Genomic DNA, 18,176 nt, shown 5'->3' on the forward strand with positions numbered 1-18,176 from the left:
CGGCGATGGCGCGCGGATTCACCCTGATCGAGCTGCTGGTAACGCTCGCGATCATGGCCACGCTGGCGATGGTGGCGTTGCCACTGACCCAGGTCGCCGCCCAGCGTGCGCGCGAAGAGGAACTGCGGCGTGCGCTGTGGCAGATCCGCGATGCCATCGACGCATACAAGACCGCGACCGACGAGGGCAGGGTCGACAAGTCGGTTGACGACAGTGGTTACCCGCCCACGCTTGAGGTTCTGGTGGAGGGCGCGGTCGACAAGGGCAGCGCCGGCGGCGCGCGGATCTACTTCCTCAGGCGGATTCCGCGCGATCCGACCTGCGATTGCCCCAGCCGCGGCGACGGTCAGACCTGGGGAGTTCGCAGTTACGCCAGTCCTCCCGAATCGCCCAGCGAGGGCCTGGATGTCTACGACGTGTATTCCCGGTCGGAGGGGGTCGCGCTGGATGGCACGGCGTATCGCAAATGGTAGGCGCGTCATGAAACGCCGGGGGTTCACCCTGATCGAACTGCTGGTGGTGCTGGCCATCATGGGCGCGCTGCTGACGCTGGTGGTGCCGCGCTACTTCGAGCAGGCCGACCGCGCCAAGGAAACGGTGTTGCGCGAGAACCTGACCGTGCTGCGGTCATCCATCGACCGCTTCCATGGCGACAGCGGGCGCTACCCGCAGGCGCTGGACGAGCTGGTCCAACGCCGCTACCTGCGCGAAGTCCCGATGGACACCATCACCGGCAGTCGCACCACCTGGACGCTGGTGGCGCCCACGGACGGCGGGGCAGGCATCTACGACGTGCGCAGCGGCGCGCAGGGCAAGGCCAAAGATGGCACCGAATACAGGACCTGGTAGGCGACGCGCGCGTGGGGCGCGCGCGCGCGCGTCGCAAAGCGGCTTCGGCATTCTCGCCGCGTTGCTGTGCGTGGCGTTGATCGCGATCTACCTGATGGAGGTGGGGACGATCTGGAGCCTGGAAGTGCAACGCTCAAAGGAAGAGCAGCTGCTGCGCCACGGCGATGCGATCCGCGAAGCGATCCGCAGCTACGCAACGGCCGACGGCGGCGGCAGCTTTCCGACCCGCCTGCAGGACCTGCTGGTGGACCCGCGCGTGCCGTACCCGCGCCATCACCTGCGAGCGCTCTATCCCGATCCCATGACCGGCGGCGAGTGGTTGTTGATCAAGGGGGCAGAAGGCGAGATCTACGGTGTCAACAGCGCGGCCTCTGGCGTCCCGCTCAAGCAGCACGGTTTTCCGCCGCAGGACGCCAGCTTCGCGATGAAGTCCAGCTACCAGGAATGGAAGTTTTCCCATTACCCCTCCAGCGGACGGATGAGGCGATGAGTGTGCAGACGCAACCAGCAGGAGAGATGTCATGAAACCACGGCGATTCAGACTGCGCGTGCTGCCAGCTGCGTTGTTGCTTTGTGTGGGGGGCGCGCTGGCGCAGCAGGCATGGCGTGAGGGCGCCACTTACACCGAAGGAACCCTGGTGACCCATGAGGGGCGCACCTACGAGGCGATACAGACCCATACGGCTTACCCCGGCGCGGGGTGGACGCCTTCGACCAGTCCGACCTTGTGGCGCGACACCGGCGCGCCGACGTCAGCGACGCCCTCCCCAACACCAGCGCCGGGTCCGGCGCCGGGCCCAACGGGGACTTGTCACGATCCCTGGTCGGCCAGTTCGACCTATGCCGAAGCAGGGGCTCGGGTGACGTACAACGGCCGCAACTACGAGAACAAGTGGTGGACCCGCGGCGACAATCCGCAGGTTTCAGGCGAGTGGGGTGTCTGGCAGGACCTGGGTCCGTGTTCCAGCACTTCGACGGGCGCGCCTGTACCGACTCCGGCTCCGGCTCCGACTCCGGCGCCGGCTCCAGCGCCGGTGCCCGCACCGACGCCATCACCGGTACCAACACCCGCACCAGTGCCCGCGCCAACACCAGCACCGACCCCAACCCCGACTCCGACTCCGACTCCGACTCCGACCCCGACYCCGACCCCGACCCCGACCCCGACCCCGACCCCGACCCCGACCCCGACCCCGACCCCGACCCCGACCCCGACCCCGACTCCGACTCCGACTCCGACTCCAGTACCCGCACCCGCACCCGCACCCGCACCCGCACCAGCACCCGCACCAGCACCAGCACCAGCACCGACCGAAGCGTCCTACAGACCGCACATCATCTACGTCCCCGCACCCGCGGATTACCCGAGCGACGCCGACCTCCAGCAGCACGAAGCGGCGCTGGTCAGCCAGACCCAGGGGCAGATGGAGCACATCCGCGCTGCACTGCGGGTTCTCCCCGATGCCGACGTGGAAGCCGTGAGGCCCGGCCGGGCCGACAACCCGTCAAATGTTCGCCGCGTCGAGGCCATCGTTCCGGAGCAGTCGTTCGACGAACTGTTCCCGGTGCGGCACATCAAGTACTCCTATGAAAACCTGCTGCGCGGCATCGCAAAGTTCCCCGCCTACTGCGGCGACTACAGCGACGGCCGTGACGCCGATGCGATCTGCCGCAAGTTGCTCGCGACCTCGTTCGCTCATTTCGTCCAGGAGACCGGCGCCAACTGGCCAGGCCTGACGCCGGCGCAGGCGCGCTCCACCGATTCGGAGCACGCCAACCCCATGCTGGCTTCAATGCCACAGGAAATGCCGATCGCCACGTGGCGGCAGGGGCTGTGGTTCCTGCGGGAATCGGGCTACCAGGAAGGTTCGTCCGTCGGTGCCTACCAGCAATGCGCGCCCGGCTCGCATGCGACCAACTGGGTCTTCTATCCGTGCGCGAAGAACGAGCGCGGACAATACATCGACTACTACGGTCGCGGCGCCAAGCAACTGTCGTGGAACTACAACTACGGCCCATTCTCGCAGGCGCTCTATGGCGACCCGGCTGTGCTTCTCGATGATCCCGCCCGTGTTGCGGACACCTGGCTCAACTTCGCCTCCGCCGTCTGGTTCGCGGTCACGCCGCAGACCCCGAAGCCGCCCATGACCTGGGTCGTCGACGGGACGTGGAAGCCCAACGCGGTGGACCTGGCCAACCACATGAAGCCCGGCTTCGGCGCGACGGTCTACATCATCAACGGCGCCATCGAATGCGGGGGCGGCGGCCCGGAGCGGCCGCAGGTGGCAAACCGCATTGCCGCCTACCGCGAGATCGCGCACAAGCTGAAGGTCGAAATTCCGGCCGACGAACCATTGGGCTGCGCAGACATGCGCGGCTTCACGGACGGCTCCGCCGCCGCCGTCCGGGCGTACCTCGACAAGGACTGGTCCTGGCGCGACGGCAAGCCGGCGATCGGCTGCAAGGTCGTCGACTACACCATGCCGTTCTCGCTGATCAATCCGGGCGACTACACGTTGTGCACGAACTACTACTTCCGCGGCAAGGTTGAATACAACGGCCAGGTCGTGATCGACAACACCCGGTGAAGCGAACGGTTCCGGGAGACCCGCATATGCTTTCAGCCGACTGGAACTCATGGGTGCGCGAAAACCTGGAACGCGGCTGCACGCCCGATTCGCTTGTGCAGGTGATGCTCGCGCGGCGGATCGACGGCAAGGAGGCGGCCCTGGCGGTGACGCAGGCGCTGGCCGCAGTCGATGGCGCGCCGACCTCGACCGGGCCGTGCTGGCCCGACCGATTCGCTTTGCGCAGCGCGAATCGGGCTATCGTCGGCGACCGTACGCTGCGGGTGATTGCCCGCATCGAACGACCCGCAGCCGTGCTGCTGGAGAATGTCCTGTCGCCACAGGAGTGCCAATACCTGATCGCGCTGTCGAAGCAGCAGATGCGTCCGTCCACGGTGGTCTCACCCGACACCGGCGAGATGGCCATGATCGAAGCCCGCAGCAGCGAGGGCGCCTGGTTCGTTCGCGGCCATGACGCCACGATTGCCGCCATCGAAACGCGGCTGGCCGAGCTGATGCGGGTGCCAGTCGAACACGGCGAGGGGCTGCAGGTGTTGCATTACAGGGCGGGCGGCGAGTACAGGCCGCATTACGACTACTTCCCGCCGGAGCAATCCGGCAGCGCTCCGCACCTGGCGCGCGGGGGGCAACGCACGGCATCGCTGATCATGTACCTCAACAATCCCGATGCCGGTGGTGAAACCGTGTTTCCACTGGCGGGCGCGGCGTTCGTTCCGCGTCGCGGCAATGCGCTGTACTTCGCCTACTGCGATGGACTGGGACGGCTGGATTCCTCCAGCCTGCACGGCGGCGCGCCGGTGGCGGGCGGGGAGAAGTGGATCGCCACCAAGTGGGTGCGCCAGCAGCCTTACAGGTGATCCGGCCGGCGCCTGCCCGCGCGGTGCTGTGACAGGGCGGGGTAGCGGGCCTTTCCCGGCGGCCCCACGTGCCCGCCGCGCCGGTGTCGACCGGCCGTCGGCAGGGCCGGCATTGACGCGGATTCAACAAACAAGTCCCTACGCTGAGTGGATCGACTTCACCGACCACGGAGCAAGCCATGTCGCTGACCCTCACGATCGACCTGTCGGACGAGGACCTGGAGCGGTTCACCGGCCAGATCGAAGCGGCCCGCAAGGACGCCGGAAGCAAGAGCAACGAGGAGATCGTGGCTGCTGCCACGGTGTTGCTGGAGAAGGCGCAGCAGGGCAATCCGCCGCAGTTCGTGAAGGCACGGCTGCCGGCACTTGGCACCCTGATCGCGATGCTGCGTGACGAGGCCTGGGGCCTGTCCGAGGAGGATTCACTGCGGGTCCGTGGCGCCCTGAATTACCTGGCCGCGCCCGTCGACATCATTCCCGACGACATCCCGGTGTTCGGCTTCCTCGACGACGCCATCATGATCGAGCTGTGCGCCCGTGCGCTGTCGCATGAGATCGAGGCCTACGACGACTTCTGCGACTACCGCGAACGCGAGGCCGAGCGCCGCTCCCTGTCGCCGGACACCGTGGGCCGCGCCGACTGGCTGCAGTCCCGCCGCGACGAGTTGCAGGAGCGCATGCATCGTCGCCGTGGCCGCGATACCGGGCGTGGCTTCGGCCAGGGCTACGGTTCCAGCAGCGGCTATGGCAGCCCGGTGAGCCGTTACACCGACAACAGCTGGCGCCCGGGACCGTTCAAGTTCCGCTGATCGGGTCCGCCGGGCAGGTATTGGGGCAAGGTTGGCAGGGTCAAGGCAGGACCCGGGCGGCTCGCGGCTGCTATAATTTGCGGTTCCTTTGACCGCACCGCACGGACATGATCGAACTCAATCCCGTCCGCCAGCGAATCGCCGACCTCACCGGTCGGCTGGATTCGCTCAGGGGGTATCTTTGACTACGACAGCAAAGTCGAACGTCTCGAAGAAGTAAACCGCGAACTCGAAAGCCCCGACATCTGGAACGACTCCGAGCGTGCCCAGGGCCTGGGCCGTGAGCGCTCCTCGCTGGAAAAGGTCGTCGACGGCATCCGCAACCTCACCGATGGCCTCAATGGCGCCGGCGAGCTGCTGGAGCTGGCCGAAATGGAGGACGACGAATCCACCGCGCTGGCCGTGGTCACGGACGTCGAGAGCTACGCCAAGGAAGTCGAGAAACTCGAGTTCCGCCGCATGTTCTCCGGCAAGATGGACGCGGCCAACGCCTTCGTCGACATCCAGGCCGGCGCCGGCGGCACCGAGGCCCAGGACTGGGCCGAAATCCTGCTGCGCATGTACCTGCGCTGGTGCGAGTCGCGTGGCTGGAAGACCGAGCTGATGGAAGTCAGCGGCGGCGACGTCGCCGGCATCAAGTCGGCCACGCTACGCGTGGAGGGCGACTTCGCCTACGGCTGGCTGAAGACCGAAACCGGCGTGCACCGCCTGGTGCGCAAGTCGCCGTTCGATTCGGACAACCGCCGCCACACCAGCTTCACCTCGGTGTTCGTGTCGCCCGAAGTCGATGACAACATCGACATCGAGATCAATCCGGCCGACCTGCGTACCGACGTCTACCGCTCCTCCGGCGCCGGTGGCCAGCACGTCAACAAGACCGAGTCGGCGGTGCGCATCACGCACATCCCGAGCGGAATAGTCGTGGCCTGCCAGACCGGCCGCAGCCAGCACCAGAACCGCGACAACGCGATGAAGATGCTGGCCGCCAAGCTCTACGAGCTGGAAATCCAGAAGCGCAACGCCGAGCGCGATGCGGTCGAGGCGACCAAGTCCGACATCGGCTGGGGCAGCCAGATCCGCAACTACGTGCTCGACCAGAGCCGCATCAAGGATCTTCGCACCGGCATCGAGCGCAGCGACACGCAGAAGGTCCTCGATGGCGATCTCGATGAGTTCGTCGAGGCGAGCCTGAAATCGGGCCTGGAAGTGGGGTCCAAACGCCTCGACGCAGTTTGATCCATCCGTCCCGCGTACCGCGGGATCGCTGGCCGTCATTCCCGCGAAGGCGGGAACCCAGCGACTTTGCTTTCACCCATGAGAACAAAGACACTGGGTTCCCGCCTACGCGGGAATGACGGTTGACCCCTCAGTTCCCAATCAACGCCAAACCATGACCGACCAGACCCCAGCCCCCCAGACGCACACCGACGGCATCGTGCCGGACGAGAACCGGCTCATCGCCGAGCGTCGCGCCAAACTCACGGCGTTGCGCGGGCAGGGGGTGGCGTTCCCGAACGACTTCCGTCGCGCCGACTTCGTGGGCGACCTGCAGGACGCCTACGCCGACGCAGAGCAGTGGACGGCCGAGGCGCTGGAGGGCAAGCACCACCGCGTCGCCGTTGCCGGCCGCGTGCTGCTCAAGCGCGACATGGGCAAGGCCGGCTTCGCCCAGATCCAGGACGAGTCGGGGCGCCTGCAGCTGTGGCTGAAGAAGGACCTGCTCGGCGACGCCTTCGATGTGTTCAAGGACCTGGACCTGGGCGACATCGTGTCGGCCGAAGGCGAACTCACCCGGACCCGCACCGGCGAGCTGTCGCTCAAAGCCGAGAGCCTGCGCCTGCTGACCAAGGCCCTGCGGCCGCTGCCGGACAAGTTCCACGGTATGGCCGACGTCGAGCAGCGCTACCGCCAGCGCTACGTCGACCTGATCGTGACGCCGGAGGCGCGCGACGTCTTCGTCAAGCGCTCCAGGATCATCCGCGCCATGCGCGCCTGGCTCGACGCCCGACGCTTCCTGGAGGTCGAGACGCCGATGATGCATTACATCCCCGGCGGCGCCGCGGCAAAGCCCTTCGTGACCCACCACAACGCGCTCGACCTGGAGCTCTACCTGCGCGTGGCGCCGGAGCTGTACCTCAAGCGCCTGGTTGTCGGCGGCCTGGAGCGCGTCTACGAGATCAACCGCAACTTCCGCAACGAGGGCGTGTCGACCCGGCACAACCCCGAGTTCACGATGCTCGAGCTGTACGAGGCCTATGCCACCTACACCGAGATCATGGACCTGACCGAAGGCGTGATCCGGGATGTCGCCCAGAGCGTGCTGGGCACCACCGCGCTCAACTGGGAAGGCAACGCCATCGACGTCGGCCCGGCCTTCCGCCGCTGGTCGATGACCGACGCCGTCCTTGAGCACAATCCCGAGATCCAGCGCGAGGACCTGCGCGACCTGGCGAAGATGCGTGCGCATTGCGCCCGCCTGGGCATCGCGGCCAAGCCGGGCAACGGCTGGGGCAAGCTGCTGCTGGACATCTTCGAGAAGACCGTCGAACACACCCTGGTGCAGCCGACCTTCATCATCGACCACCCGGTCGAGGTCAGCCCGCTGGCCCGCGCGAGCGACCGCGACCCGGAGCTGACCGACCGCTTCGAGCTGTTCATCAACGGCAAGGAGCTGGCCAATGGCTTCTCCGAACTCAACGACCCCGAGGACCAGGCCGAGCGCTTCCGCGCCCAGGTCGAGGCCAAGGAGGGTGGCGACGACGAGGCCATGCACTTTGACGCCGACTACATCCGGGCACTGGAGGTCGGCCTGCCGCCCACCGGCGGCCTGGGCATCGGCATCGACCGGCTGGTGATGCTGATGACCGGCTCGACCTCGATCCGCGACGTCCTGCTGTTCCCGTACATGCGCCCCGAGACCGGCGGCTGAGCCTGAACCGACAACGCCGGCTTACCGGGTCCGCTCCGCGGACCCTGCGGACAATCGCGCCGCGGGGTATCCTCGGTACCGAGGCCACCACAGGGGGTGGCGGCTCTAATGGATGTCCGGTGTGAACGTCGTCATCGTTGATGATCAAACCTCCGCGCGCACGATGCTGCGCCACATCATTGAGGACATTTCCTCTGAACTGAGGGTCTCGGACTTCGGCGACCCGGAAGCGGCGCTGGGCTGGTGCGAGAGCAACCAGCCCGACCTGCTGCTGCTCGACTACCGCATGCCGGGCCTTGATGGTCTCGAGTTCGCGCGGCGGTTCCGCCGCCTGCCGATGCATCGCGACATCCCGATCATCCTGGTAACCGTGGTCGGCGACGAGCCGGTGCGCCAGGCTGCGCTGGAAGCGGGCGTGATCGACTTCCTGGTCAAGCCGGTCCGTCCGCGCGAACTGCGCGCACGTTGCCGCAACCTGCTGCAATTGCGCCAGCAGTCGGAGAACGTGAAGCAGCGTGCGCTGTCGCTGGAACAGCGCCTGCTGTCGAGCATGCACGAGGTCGAGGAGCGCGAACGCGAGACCCTGTCGCGGCTGGCGCGTGCGATCGAATACCGCGACGCCGGCACCAGCGCCTTCCTTGAGCGCATGTCGCATGTCGCCGGCCTGATCGCCGAGCAGCTGGGCATGTTCGAGGACGAGGTGCGTGTCATCGAAATGGCCGCGCCGTTGCATGACATCGGCAAGATCGCCATCCCCGATGCGGTGCTGATGAAGTCCGGCCCGCTGACCGAAGACGAGACCGCGGTGATGCGCCGCCATCCGCGCATCGGCTACGAACTGCTCAGCGGCAGCCAGAACCGCTTCATCCAGGCCGGTGCGCTGATTGCCCTGCGTCATCACGAACGTTACGACGGCAGCGGTTATCCTGACGGCCTGGTGGGCGAGGAGATTCCGTTGGAAGCCAGGATAGTGGCGGTCGCGGATGTCTTCGATGCGCTGATTTCGCCGCGGCCCTACAAGAAGGCCTGGGACGCGGACGCAGCACTTGGCTACCTCTACGCACAACGTGGCCGGCTGTTCGATCCACGTTGTGTCGACGCCCTGATCCGCAGTCGCGAGCGGCTCGAGGACATCTGCAATCGCTATTCGACGGTTTCCGCGCGCCCCGGCATGGAGTAGCCATGGTTTCGGTCCTGAACAAGCTGAAGACGCGCCTGGCCGCCCGGCCTGACAGCGAACACGCGCAGGACCTGGTCCGGATCGTCATCACGGCGCTGTTCTCGACCTACCTGGGCTGGCGTTTCCTGCACCTGGACGGCGCCGACAACACGTTGCCGCTGACCTGGATGATCCTGCTCGGCGAGCTGCTCGTGGCGCTGGGCCTGCTCGCTGCGATCCTGCTGGAACCTGGCGTTTCGCACGTGCGGCGCTGGATCGGGATGCTCACCGACTATTCGGCGATGGGCGCGATCATGTGCATCCAGGGCGAGCCTGCCGCGCCGCTGTATGCCGTCTACCTGTGGGTGACGATCGGCAACGGCATGCGCTACGGCAGCCGTTACCTGCGCATCGCCACCGCGCTGGCAACCGCGTCGTTCCTGTCGGTGATCCTGATATCGCCGTACTGGCGCGACAACCCGTATCTGGCCTGGGGCCTGCTGCTTGGCCTGGGCGCGGTGCCGTTGTACTTCGATTCTCTGCTCAACGCCCTCACCCGGGCGGTGGACGACGCGCGCAAGGCGAACGAGGCCAAGAGCCGCTTCCTGGCCAACATGAGCCACGAGTTCCGCACGCCGCTCAACGGCCTGGCGGGCATGTCCGAGCTGCTGGCGACCACGCGCCTGGACGCCGAGCAGCGCGAGTGCCTGAGCACCATCCAGGCCTCCACGCGCAGCCTGCTGGCGCTGGTCGAGGACGTGCTCGACATCTCCGCGATCGAGGCCGGCAAGGTCAAGCTCGACCTGGTCGAATTCATCCCGCAGGAGCTGGTCGAAAGCATCGGCCTGATCCTGCAGCCGCAGGCGCGCGCCAAGGAGCTGCGCTACGAGGCGGCGATCGGCGAGGGCGTGCCGGTCAGCCTGCGCGGCGACGTCGTGCACCTGCGCCAGGTGCTGATCAATCTCGCCGGCAATGCCATCAAGTTCACCGACCAGGGTTCGGTGCGCCTGGATGTCAGCGTGGTCGACCAGGGCCCGGCCAAGGTGCGGCTGCGGTTCTCCGTCACCGATACCGGCATCGGCGTGCCACTGGCGATGCGCCAGCGCCTGTTCGAAGCGTTCGAGCAGGCCGATGTCAGCCTGGCGCGCCGCTACGGTGGCACCGGCCTGGGCACCACGATCGCCAAGGGCCTGACCGAGGCGATGGGCGGCAGCATCGGTTTCGAGAGCGTCGAGCAGCGCGGCAGCCGCTTCTGGGTCGAGCTTCCCTTCGACCGCCTGATCGAGGAGGCGAGCACCGCCGCCGGAACCGCTGCGCTGGACCATGGCATTTCGGTGGATGGCGACGGCGCCGGTTCGCCCAACGTCATTGCCTTCTCCGACCCGTTCCTGCGCCATCGCGCGCGCGTGCGCAGCCTGGGCATCCTGGTCGCCGACGACCACGTCGCCAACCGCATGGTGCTGCAGCGGCTGCTGCAGAAGGCCGGGCACAAGGTCACCTGCGTCGACGGCGGCGGCGAGGCGCTCAATGCGCTTTCCGGTTCGGACTACGACGCGGTCATCGCCGACCTGCACATGCCCGACGTCAGCGGCCTGGACCTGCTGCGCCAGCTGCGGGTGATGGAAGCCGGTGGCGGTCGCCGCACGCCGGTACTGATCCTCAGCGCGGACGTCACGCCCGAATCGATTCGTGCCTGCGAACAAGCCGGTGCGCGCGCCTTCCTGGCCAAGCCGGTGTCGACCGTGCGCCTGCTCGACACCCTGGCCGAGATCGCCGCCAATGCCCGCTTCGGCGCGCCGCTGGTGGCACTGCGCAACGAATTGCCCAGCGGCGACGGCACCTTCGACAGCACGGTGCTGGACGAACTCGGCGCGCTCGGCATGGGCGCCGGCTTCGAGCGCGAATTCATCGCCCAGTGCCTGCGCGACGCCGACGGGTGCATGGTCGGCTTGCGCCAGGCCGGCGAGCAGGCCGAATGGGAGCGTGCGCGCGAACATGCGCATGCGCTCAAGGGCGTGGCGAGCAACCTGGGCCTGAACAAGCTGGCTGCGGTCAGTGGCGAGATCATGCGGCTGCCGGACTGGCAGCTCGCGCGCGAGTGGCAGGCCCGCCTCGACGGCCTGGGCGAGCGCATGGCGCAGGGCAGGGCGGCGCTCGACACCCGTGAGCGGCAGCGCGCCGCGCGCGGCGAAGGCGAGCGGTAACTCGCCGGCAAAGGCGAAGGAAAGGATCGGCCCGCCGGGTTTTCCCCTCCCGCGGGCGTTAGGTTCCCCTGAGATGTACCGGGTATTGCCGGTCAGGCGGGCGTGGGCCTGCCTGACTATCCCTGTCTGATTCTCTTGCGTGTCCCCAGTCAATCAGCCTGCTGGTGTTGCCCGGCGGGGCTCAGCCCGCCATGTTTCAGGCAGCGCCGTTCCCGGCCCGGCGCTCCTGCGCCCGCACCAGACGGTCCATCGTCCGCAGCGACTTCTCGCCCAGCTGCAGCGCAGTGTCCACCCAGACCTCGGTGATGCGCATCATTTCGTCGAGGGTCACCGACTGCGTCATCTGCCTGACCTGGTGCATGGCTGCGCGCGCATGCGGGATGCGGCGATTGCTGCGGATGACATCCTCGACCGCCGCCACGCCTTCGCCGCGCGGTACCAGCACGTCGACCAGGCCCATCTTGTGCATTTCCTGGCTGCTGAACATGTTGCCTTCCAGCATCAGCTTCTCGGCCAGGTGCGGGGTGACGCGCTTGCACAGGAACGAGTAGGCGCCCATGCCCGGGAACAGGTCGAACAGCACCTCCGGCAGGCCCATCAGGATGTCTTCCTCGGCCACGATGGTGTGGCAGCTCAGCGCAGCTTCGAAGCCGCCGCCCAGCGCGTCACCCTGGAGCAGGGCGATGCTGTGCGCGCCCGCGCCCAGGCCGTCATGGAAGGCGTGCACGCCGCGCACGCACTGGCGGGCGTAGTTGAGCAGGCCGTCGCGGTCGCCGGCGCGGATCAGGCGGCAGAAGAGGTCCAGGTCGCCGCCGAGGTTGAAGGCGTCGCCATCGGAGGCCAGCACCACGTGCGGCAACGTGTTCGCCGCCGCGCCAGCGCGCAGGCGATCAGTGAGGCCGCGCTGGTACTGGATGATGTCGTCGACCAGGTCCGTCGAGAAACAGGCGCGGCGGCCGGGTACGGCGCCGGCATGCATATGGCACCAGTAGACGCCGCGCTCGGTTTCCTCGACGACTCGCAGGTTGCGACCGGAAGCAGTGCGGTGGAACGGGTAGACAGCTGACATTGCGAATCCTCCGTGGGATGAAACCGTCCGGCCGGTCGCGCTGTTCGGGACGGCAATGCGATACAAGGGGGTGCGTCCGACCGTCCGATTCTATGCCTACCAATGCAAACGCCCGCAAGACCGGTGGCCTTGCGGGCGTCAGGAGTGCCTCTGGACTGGGGCTGGACCCCGGCCTGATCAATGCGCGGCGGGGTGCGAGGCCGGGTGCGGGGCGGGGCTGTCGCGCAGTTCCCTGCGCAGGATCTTGCCGACATTGGTCTTCGGCAGCTCGGTCCGGAACTCGACGTAGCGCGGGTGCTTGTAGCCGGTCAGGTGCTCGCGGGCGTGGCTCTTGACCTGCTCGGCGGTCAGGCTCGGGTCCTTCTTGACGATGACCACCTTGACCGCCTCGCCGGACTTGTCGTCCGGAACGCCGACGGCGGCCACTTCGAGCACGCCCGGCATCATCGCGATCACGTCCTCGACCTCGTTCGGGTACACGTTGAAGCCCGAGACCAGGATCATGTCCTTCTTGCGGTCGACGATGAAGAAGAAGCCGTTCTCGTCCATCCGCGCCATGTCGCCGGTGTGCAGCCAGCCGTCGGCATCGATCACCGCGGCGGTGTCCTCCGGCCGGCGCCAGTAGCCCTTCATCACCTGCGGGCCCTTGATGCACAGCTCGCCGACGTCGCCCATCGGCAGGGTCACGCCGTTCTCGTCCTTGACGCAGGCGTCGGTGGACGGGATCGGCAGGCCGATCGAGCCGTTGTATTCCTTCAGGTCCATCGGGTTGATGCAGGCCGCCGGCGAGGTTTCGGTCAGGCCGTAGGCCTCGACCAGGGTCACCCCGGTCACCTGCTTCCAGCGCTCGGCAACCGAACGCTGCACGGCCATGCCGCCGCCCAGGGTCAGGTGCAGCCGGGAGAAGTCGACCTGGTCGAAGCCCGGCGTGTTGAGCAGGCCGTTGAACAGCGTGTTGACGCCGGTGATGGCCGTGAACGGCACGCTCTTGAGCTCCTTCACGAAGCCCTTCATGTCGCGCGGGTTGGTGATCATGTAGTTCAGGCCGCCGAACTTCATGAAGACCAGTCCGTTCGCCGTCAGCGCGAAGATGTGATACAGCGGCAGCGCGGTGATGATCACTTCCTCGCCGTACTTGACGCCGGTGCCCACCCACATCGCCGCCTGCTGCATGTTGGCGACCAGGTTGCGGTGGGTCAGCATCGCGCCCTTGGCCACGCCGGTGGTGCCGCCGGTGTACTGCAGGAAGGCGATGTCCTGCGGCGAGATCTCGACCTCGGACAGCCCGTGGCGCTGGCCCAGCGCCAGCGCGTCACGGAAGCGGATCGCGCCGGGCAGGTTGTAGTCCGGCACCATCTTCTTGATGTACTTGAGCACGAAGTTCACGACCGTGCCCTTGAGGCCGAGCATGTCGCCCAGGCCGGTGGTGATGACCTGCTTGATCTGGGTGTCGGCAAGCACTTCCTCCACGGTGTGGGCGAAGTTGTCGAGCACCAGGATCACGGTGGCGCCGGAGTCGACGAGCTGGTGCCTGAGCTCGCGCGCGGTGTACATCGGATTGGTGTTGACCACCGTCAGTCCTGCGCGAAGCACACCGAACGTGGCGATCGGGTACTGCAGGCAGTTGGGCATCATGATCGCGACGCGATCGCCTTTCTTGAGCTTCAGCTCGCCCAGCAGGTAGGCGGCGAACTGCGCGCTGAGCTGGTCGATCTCGGCATAGGTGAGGGTCTTGCCGAGATTGGCGAAGGCCGGCCGGTCGCGGTACTTCTCGATCGCGTTCTCCAGCACGGCGACGACGGACGGGAACTCGTCCACATCGATCTCGGCCGCAACCCCCTGCGGATACTGGGCCAGCCAAGGACGTTCAAAACTCATCGCGATCCCCTCTCCAATCGCAGTTGATAGCCTTCGGCGGCGCATGTGTCGAATGCGCCGCCGTACGGTGCTTCCAGCGATTGGAGCATAGGCCCCCAAGGCTGGCAAGGCGCGCCGGAGAACCACAACGGTGCACGCGAGGGCATGGCAGCATGGAGCGAGGGAACGGCGAGGGGCAGGGGATGCGGACGACGAATGCGGTTGTGCGCTGCAGCGTGACAGCGATGCTGATGATGGTGTGCGTGCTCGCTGGTTGCAGTCGCACGCCGCCGGAACAGCGACTGCGCGAGACCGTGGTGAGCTTGCAGCAGGGTATCGAGCAACGCGATACCGCTGTATTGGACGACATCCTTGCCGACGATTTCGTCGGGCCCGGTTCGCTCGATCGCGCGGGCGCAGGCAGGATCGCGCGGCTGATGTTCCTGCGTCATCGCCAGATCGGCATCAACCTGGGCCCGGTTTCGGTGAAGCTTCAGCCGGGCCATGCAACGGCGCGATTCACTGCGGCGCTGACGGGCGGATCAGGCGAAGTGTTGCCGGATGCGGCGCAGCTCTACGAGGTAGAGACCGGCTGGCGCGAGGAAGATGGTCAGTGGCGGCTGACGAGTGCGGTATGGACGCCGAAGCTGTAGTTGCTTTGGAATCCGTCATCCCCGCGGAGGCGGGGACCCGGCGACTTCGTTCTTTCAAGCAGAGGCGAAAGTCGCTGGGTTCCCGCCTTCGCGGGAATGACGGGTTGTCTTTTCGGGTCGAGACTACGCCGCCTTCTTCGCCGCCAGCTGCCGCAGCACGTAATGCAGGATGCCGCCGTGGCGGAAGTACTCGACTTCCTTCGGCGTCAGCAGCAGCACGCGGACTTCGAAGCGCTTCTCGCTGCCGTCGCTGCGGCGCGCGGTCACCGTGGCAGTCCGTGCTCGGCCGTCGTCGATGCCGGTCACGCTGATTTCTTCGGAGCCGTCCAGGCCGTGCGTCTGGGCGTTCTCGCCGTCCTTGAACTGCAGCGGCAGCACGCCCATGCCGACCAGGTTGGAGCGATGGATGCGCTCGAAGCTCTCGGCGATCACCGCCTTCACTCCGAGCAGGTTGGTGCCCTTGGCCGCCCAGTCGCGCGAGGAGCCGGTGCCATATTCCTTGCCCGCCATCACCACCAGCGGCACGCCTTCGGCCTTGTACTTCATCGCCGCGTCGTAGATCGACATCTTCTCCGGCGCCGCGCCGCCCTTGGCGTAGTACAGCGTGTTGCCGCCTTCTTCGCCGCCGAGCATCAGGTTCTTGATGCGGATGTTGGCAAACGTGCCGCGGACCATGACATCGTCATTGCCGCGACGGCTGCCGTAGCTGTTGAAGTCCACCGGCTGGACGCCGCGCGAAATCAGGAAGCGGCCCGCCGGCGAATCCTTCTTGATGTTGCCGGCCGGCGAGATGTGGTCGGTGGTGATCGAGTCGCCGAACAGACCCATGATGCGGGCGCCGTTGACATCGTTGATCGTGCCCACCGCCATGGTCATGCCGTCGAAGTAGGGCGGGTTCTTGATGTAGGTCGATGCGCCATCCCAGGCGAACGATTCGCCTTCGGGTGAAGCGATCTGGTTCCAGCGCGAGTCGCCCTTGAACACGTCGGCATAGTTCTGCGCGAACAGCTCCGGGCCCACGGTGGCGGCGATGACGTCGCCGATTTCCTTGTTGCTCGGCCAGACGTCGCGCAGGTGCACGGCGCGGCCATCGGGGGTGTAGCCAAGCGGCTCGCGGGTCAGGTCGATGTCGACCGTGCCGGCAATGGCATAGGCCACCACCAGCGGCGGCGAGGCGAGGTAGTTCATCTTCACTTCGGGGTGCACGCGGCCCTCGAAGTTGCGGTTGCCCGACAGCACCGAGGCGACGGCGAGGTCGTTTTCGGCAATGCCGCGCGAGACTTCATCCGGCAGCGGGCCGGAGTTGCCGATGCAGGTGGTGCAGCCGTAGCCGACGACGAAGAAGCCGAGCTTCTCCAGGTCGTCGAGCACGCCGGCCTTGCGCAGGTAGTCGGTCACCACGAGCGAGCCCGGTCCGAGCGAGGTCTTTACCCACGGCTTGGCCTTGAGGCCGAGCTTGACGGCGTTTCGCGCCAGCAGGCCGGCGCCGAGCATCACCGCCGGGTTGGAGGTGTTGGTGCACGAGGTGATGGCGGCGATCACCACCGAGCCGTCGCACAGGTCTGCGTCCTGGTCCTGGACGTGGATCTTCGAGCGTGGCCGCGCCGCCAGGTGTTCGGCCTGTGGCTGGTGACCGCCTTCGGCGTCCATGCGGCGCGTGGCGCCGTTGACGCGGTGCGAGGTGAGGTCGCCCAGGTTCTCGGTGAAGTTGGCCTTGACGTCGCTCAGCAGCACCCGGTCCTGCGGACGCTTGGGGCCGGCCAGCGACGGCTTGACGTCGGCGAGGTTGAGTTCGAGCGTGGCCGAGTAGTTGGCTTCGACCTGGCCCGGCTCGTGCCACAGGCCCTGCGCCTTGGCGTAGGCCTCGACCAGCGTCACCTGCTCATCGCTGCGGCCGGACAGGCGCAGGTAGGTCAGCGATTCGGCATCGATCGGGAAGATGCCGCAGGTCGCGCCGTACTCCGGTGCCATGTTGGCGATCGTGGCGCGGTCTGCCAGCGGCAGGTGCGGCAGGCCCTCGCCAAAGAACTCGACGAACTTGCCGACCACGCCGAGCTTGCGCAGCATCTGGGTGACGGTGAGCACCAGGTCGGTGGCGGTGGTGCCCTCGGGCAGTTTTCCGGTCAGCTTGAAGCCGACCACCTGCGGAATCAGCATCGACGACGGCTGGCCCAGCATCGCTGCCTCGGCCTCGATGCCGCCCACACCCCAACCCAGGACGCCGATGCCATTGATCATCGTGGTGTGGCTGTCGGTGCCGAAGACGGTGTCGGGGAAGGCGAGCAGTTCGCCGTCCACTTCGCGCTCGACCACGACCCGCGCCAGGTTCTCCAGGTTCACCTGGTGGACGATGCCTGTGTTGGGCGGCACCACCTTGAAGTTGTGGAAGGCCTTCTGGCCCCAGCGCAGGAAGCTGTAGCGCTCCATGTTGCGCTCGAACTCGATCTTGCCGTTGAGGTCCAGCGCGTCGGCGCGGCCGAACACGTCCACCTGCACCGAATGGTCGATGACCAGTTCCGACGGGATCAGCGGATTGATCTGGCCGGCGTTGCCGCCGAGCTTGCTGACCGCATCGCGCATCGCCGCCAGGTCGACCACGCAGGGCACGCCGGTGAAGTCCTGCAGGACCACGCGCGCAGGCATGAAGGCGATCTCGGTGTCGGGTTCCTTGCCGGCATCCCAGCGCGCCACGGCCTCGATGTGGTCCGTGCCGACCGTGATGCCGCCGTCTTCGTGGCGCAGCAGGTTCTCCAGCAGGATCTTCATCGAGTAGGGCAGCTTGCGGATGTCGAACCGCTCGCCCAGCGCCGGCAGGCTGTTGTAGGTGAGGGTGCGGCCGTTGACGACAAGCTGGCGACGGGTGGAGAAGGAGTCGAGCATGAGTGGGGCTCCTGATCGTGTGGCTTGGCCCCATGGGGGTAGGGGCACTATGGCTTGCACGGCGCCGACGCTGCCGGCGCGGTCCGTCGATTATCACCCTATCGGATTCAGGTAGCGTGCAGACCATGGTCGCAACATGGCCACGGAGTGTTCCAACGGCGCTCCAAACCCTTGTGGCACATGGCCCCGAGCCCTTTTGCGCATTGCCCGGAAAGCGCATTCAAGGCAAAATACGCAGTCGAGGGGCAGTCCCTTGCCAGGGCGCTCCGACCCCCAGCTGACCAGCCTGCAGGCCCGCCTTCCGGCGCGCCAGACAGCGCTC

General features: G+C 66.8%; 14 protein-coding genes and 1 pseudogene. 12 read left to right on the plus strand and 3 right to left on the minus strand.

What is annotated here, in order from left to right:
• The first annotated feature begins 5 nt into the window (after window positions 1–5).
• The 11 genes and pseudogenes from AC1DER_RS00690 (at window position 6) to AC1DER_RS00740 (ending at window position 11,395) form a co-directional block, all read left to right on the plus strand.
• Complete coding sequence (locus AC1DER_RS00690; RefSeq protein WP_477244315.1) at window positions 6–473, plus strand: type II secretion system protein; 468 nt, start codon at window positions 6–8, stop codon at window positions 471–473.
• 7 nt (window positions 474–480) lie between these two features.
• Window positions 481–849 (plus strand): type II secretion system protein, encoded by a 369-nt coding sequence (locus AC1DER_RS00695; protein WP_477244317.1) that lies wholly within the window; start codon window positions 481–483, stop codon window positions 847–849.
• A 70-nt stretch (window positions 850–919) separates the two neighbouring features.
• Window positions 920–1,339, plus strand: coding sequence for a hypothetical protein (locus AC1DER_RS00700; protein WP_477244319.1), 420 nt, complete (start codon window positions 920–922; stop codon window positions 1,337–1,339).
• A 31-nt stretch (window positions 1,340–1,370) separates the two neighbouring features.
• Window positions 1,371–1,781 (plus strand): annotated as a pseudogene (locus AC1DER_RS00705) (carbohydrate-binding protein); the annotation flags it as partial.
• A gap of 492 nt (window positions 1,782–2,273) precedes the next feature.
• On the plus strand, window positions 2,274–3,437 hold the full coding sequence (locus AC1DER_RS00710) for a chitinase (RefSeq protein WP_477244406.1): 1,164 nt from the start codon (window positions 2,274–2,276) through the stop codon (window positions 3,435–3,437).
• Window positions 3,438–3,463: 26 nt separating this feature from the next.
• Window positions 3,464–4,294 carry a 2OG-Fe(II) oxygenase gene (locus AC1DER_RS00715; RefSeq protein ID WP_477244321.1) on the plus strand — a complete coding sequence of 277 codons (831 nt, stop codon included), beginning with the start codon at window positions 3,464–3,466 and terminating at the stop codon, window positions 4,292–4,294.
• Window positions 4,295–4,473: 179 nt separating this feature from the next.
• A complete protein-coding gene (locus AC1DER_RS00720) occupies window positions 4,474–5,103 on the plus strand; it encodes a YkvA family protein (RefSeq protein ID WP_441814547.1) in 630 nt (209 codons plus the stop codon).
• Window positions 5,104–5,210: 107 nt separating this feature from the next.
• A protein-coding gene (gene prfB, locus AC1DER_RS00725) for a peptide chain release factor 2 (RefSeq protein ID WP_441814546.1) occupies window positions 5,211–6,339 on the plus strand; the annotation gives its coding sequence in 2 pieces (ribosomal slippage) (window positions 5,211–5,285 and window positions 5,287–6,339; 1,128 coding nt in all).
• 154 nt (window positions 6,340–6,493) lie between these two features.
• Window positions 6,494–8,032 (plus strand): lysine--tRNA ligase, encoded by a 1,539-nt coding sequence (gene lysS, locus AC1DER_RS00730; protein ID WP_477244323.1) that lies wholly within the window; start codon window positions 6,494–6,496, stop codon window positions 8,030–8,032.
• A gap of 112 nt (window positions 8,033–8,144) precedes the next feature.
• Window positions 8,145–9,212, plus strand: coding sequence for a cyclic di-GMP phosphodiesterase response regulator RpfG (rpfG, locus tag AC1DER_RS00735; RefSeq protein ID WP_441814544.1), 1,068 nt, complete (start codon window positions 8,145–8,147; stop codon window positions 9,210–9,212).
• Window positions 9,213–9,214: 2 nt separating this feature from the next.
• Entirely contained in the window at window positions 9,215–11,395 is a 2,181-nt protein-coding gene (locus AC1DER_RS00740) for an ATP-binding protein (RefSeq protein WP_477244325.1), read from the plus strand.
• Window positions 11,396–11,591: 196 nt separating this feature from the next.
• On the opposite strand, the gene AC1DER_RS00745 is transcribed toward AC1DER_RS00740, so the two are convergent.
• Both AC1DER_RS00745 and AC1DER_RS00750 read right to left on the minus strand, forming a co-directional pair.
• Window positions 11,592–12,464, minus strand: a complete 873-nt coding sequence (locus AC1DER_RS00745; protein WP_441814542.1) for a crotonase/enoyl-CoA hydratase family protein — start codon at window positions 12,462–12,464, stop codon at window positions 11,592–11,594.
• A gap of 177 nt (window positions 12,465–12,641) precedes the next feature.
• Window positions 12,642–14,342 (minus strand): long-chain fatty acid--CoA ligase, encoded by a 1,701-nt coding sequence (locus AC1DER_RS00750; protein WP_477244328.1) that lies wholly within the window; start codon window positions 14,340–14,342, stop codon window positions 12,642–12,644.
• A gap of 182 nt (window positions 14,343–14,524) precedes the next feature.
• Here AC1DER_RS00750 and AC1DER_RS00755 point away from each other — a divergent pair, with 182 nt between their 5' ends.
• On the plus strand, window positions 14,525–14,974 hold the full coding sequence (locus AC1DER_RS00755; protein WP_477244330.1) for a nuclear transport factor 2 family protein: 450 nt from the start codon (window positions 14,525–14,527) through the stop codon (window positions 14,972–14,974).
• Between the two features lie 123 nt (window positions 14,975–15,097).
• Here the strand turns inward: AC1DER_RS00755 and acnA are convergent, their stop codons facing one another.
• On the minus strand, window positions 15,098–17,854 hold the full coding sequence (gene acnA, locus AC1DER_RS00760; protein ID WP_477357562.1) for an aconitate hydratase AcnA: 2,757 nt from the start codon (window positions 17,852–17,854) through the stop codon (window positions 15,098–15,100).
• Window positions 17,855–18,176: the final 322 nt, after the last annotated feature.

The sequence above is a fragment of the Lysobacter sp. 05T417 genome (assembly GCF_056396405.1).

Coding starts and splice junctions, on each gene's coding strand:
- AC1DER_RS00695 (WP_477244317.1), top strand. CDS start 481: ATGAAACGCCGGGGGTTCACCCTGATCGAACTGCTGGTGGTGCTGGCC.
- AC1DER_RS00740 (WP_477244325.1), top strand. CDS start 9,215: ATGGTTTCGGTCCTGAACAAGCTGAAGACGCGCCTGGCCGCCCGGCCT.
- AC1DER_RS00755 (WP_477244330.1), top strand. CDS start 14,525: ATGCGGACGACGAATGCGGTTGTGCGCTGCAGCGTGACAGCGATGCTG.
- rpfG (WP_441814544.1), top strand. CDS start 8,145: ATGTCCGGTGTGAACGTCGTCATCGTTGATGATCAAACCTCCGCGCGC.
- acnA (WP_477357562.1), bottom strand. CDS start 17,854: ATGCTCGACTCCTTCTCCACCCGTCGCCAGCTTGTCGTCAACGGCCGC.
- AC1DER_RS00745 (WP_441814542.1), bottom strand. CDS start 12,464: ATGTCAGCTGTCTACCCGTTCCACCGCACTGCTTCCGGTCGCAACCTG.
- AC1DER_RS00690 (WP_477244315.1), top strand. CDS start 6: ATGGCGCGCGGATTCACCCTGATCGAGCTGCTGGTAACGCTCGCGATC.
- AC1DER_RS00715 (WP_477244321.1), top strand. CDS start 3,464: ATGCTTTCAGCCGACTGGAACTCATGGGTGCGCGAAAACCTGGAACGC.
- lysS (WP_477244323.1), top strand. CDS start 6,494: ATGACCGACCAGACCCCAGCCCCCCAGACGCACACCGACGGCATCGTG.
- AC1DER_RS00720 (WP_441814547.1), top strand. CDS start 4,474: ATGTCGCTGACCCTCACGATCGACCTGTCGGACGAGGACCTGGAGCGG.
- AC1DER_RS00710 (WP_477244406.1), top strand. CDS start 2,274: ATGGAGCACATCCGCGCTGCACTGCGGGTTCTCCCCGATGCCGACGTG.
- AC1DER_RS00750 (WP_477244328.1), bottom strand. CDS start 14,342: ATGAGTTTTGAACGTCCTTGGCTGGCCCAGTATCCGCAGGGGGTTGCG.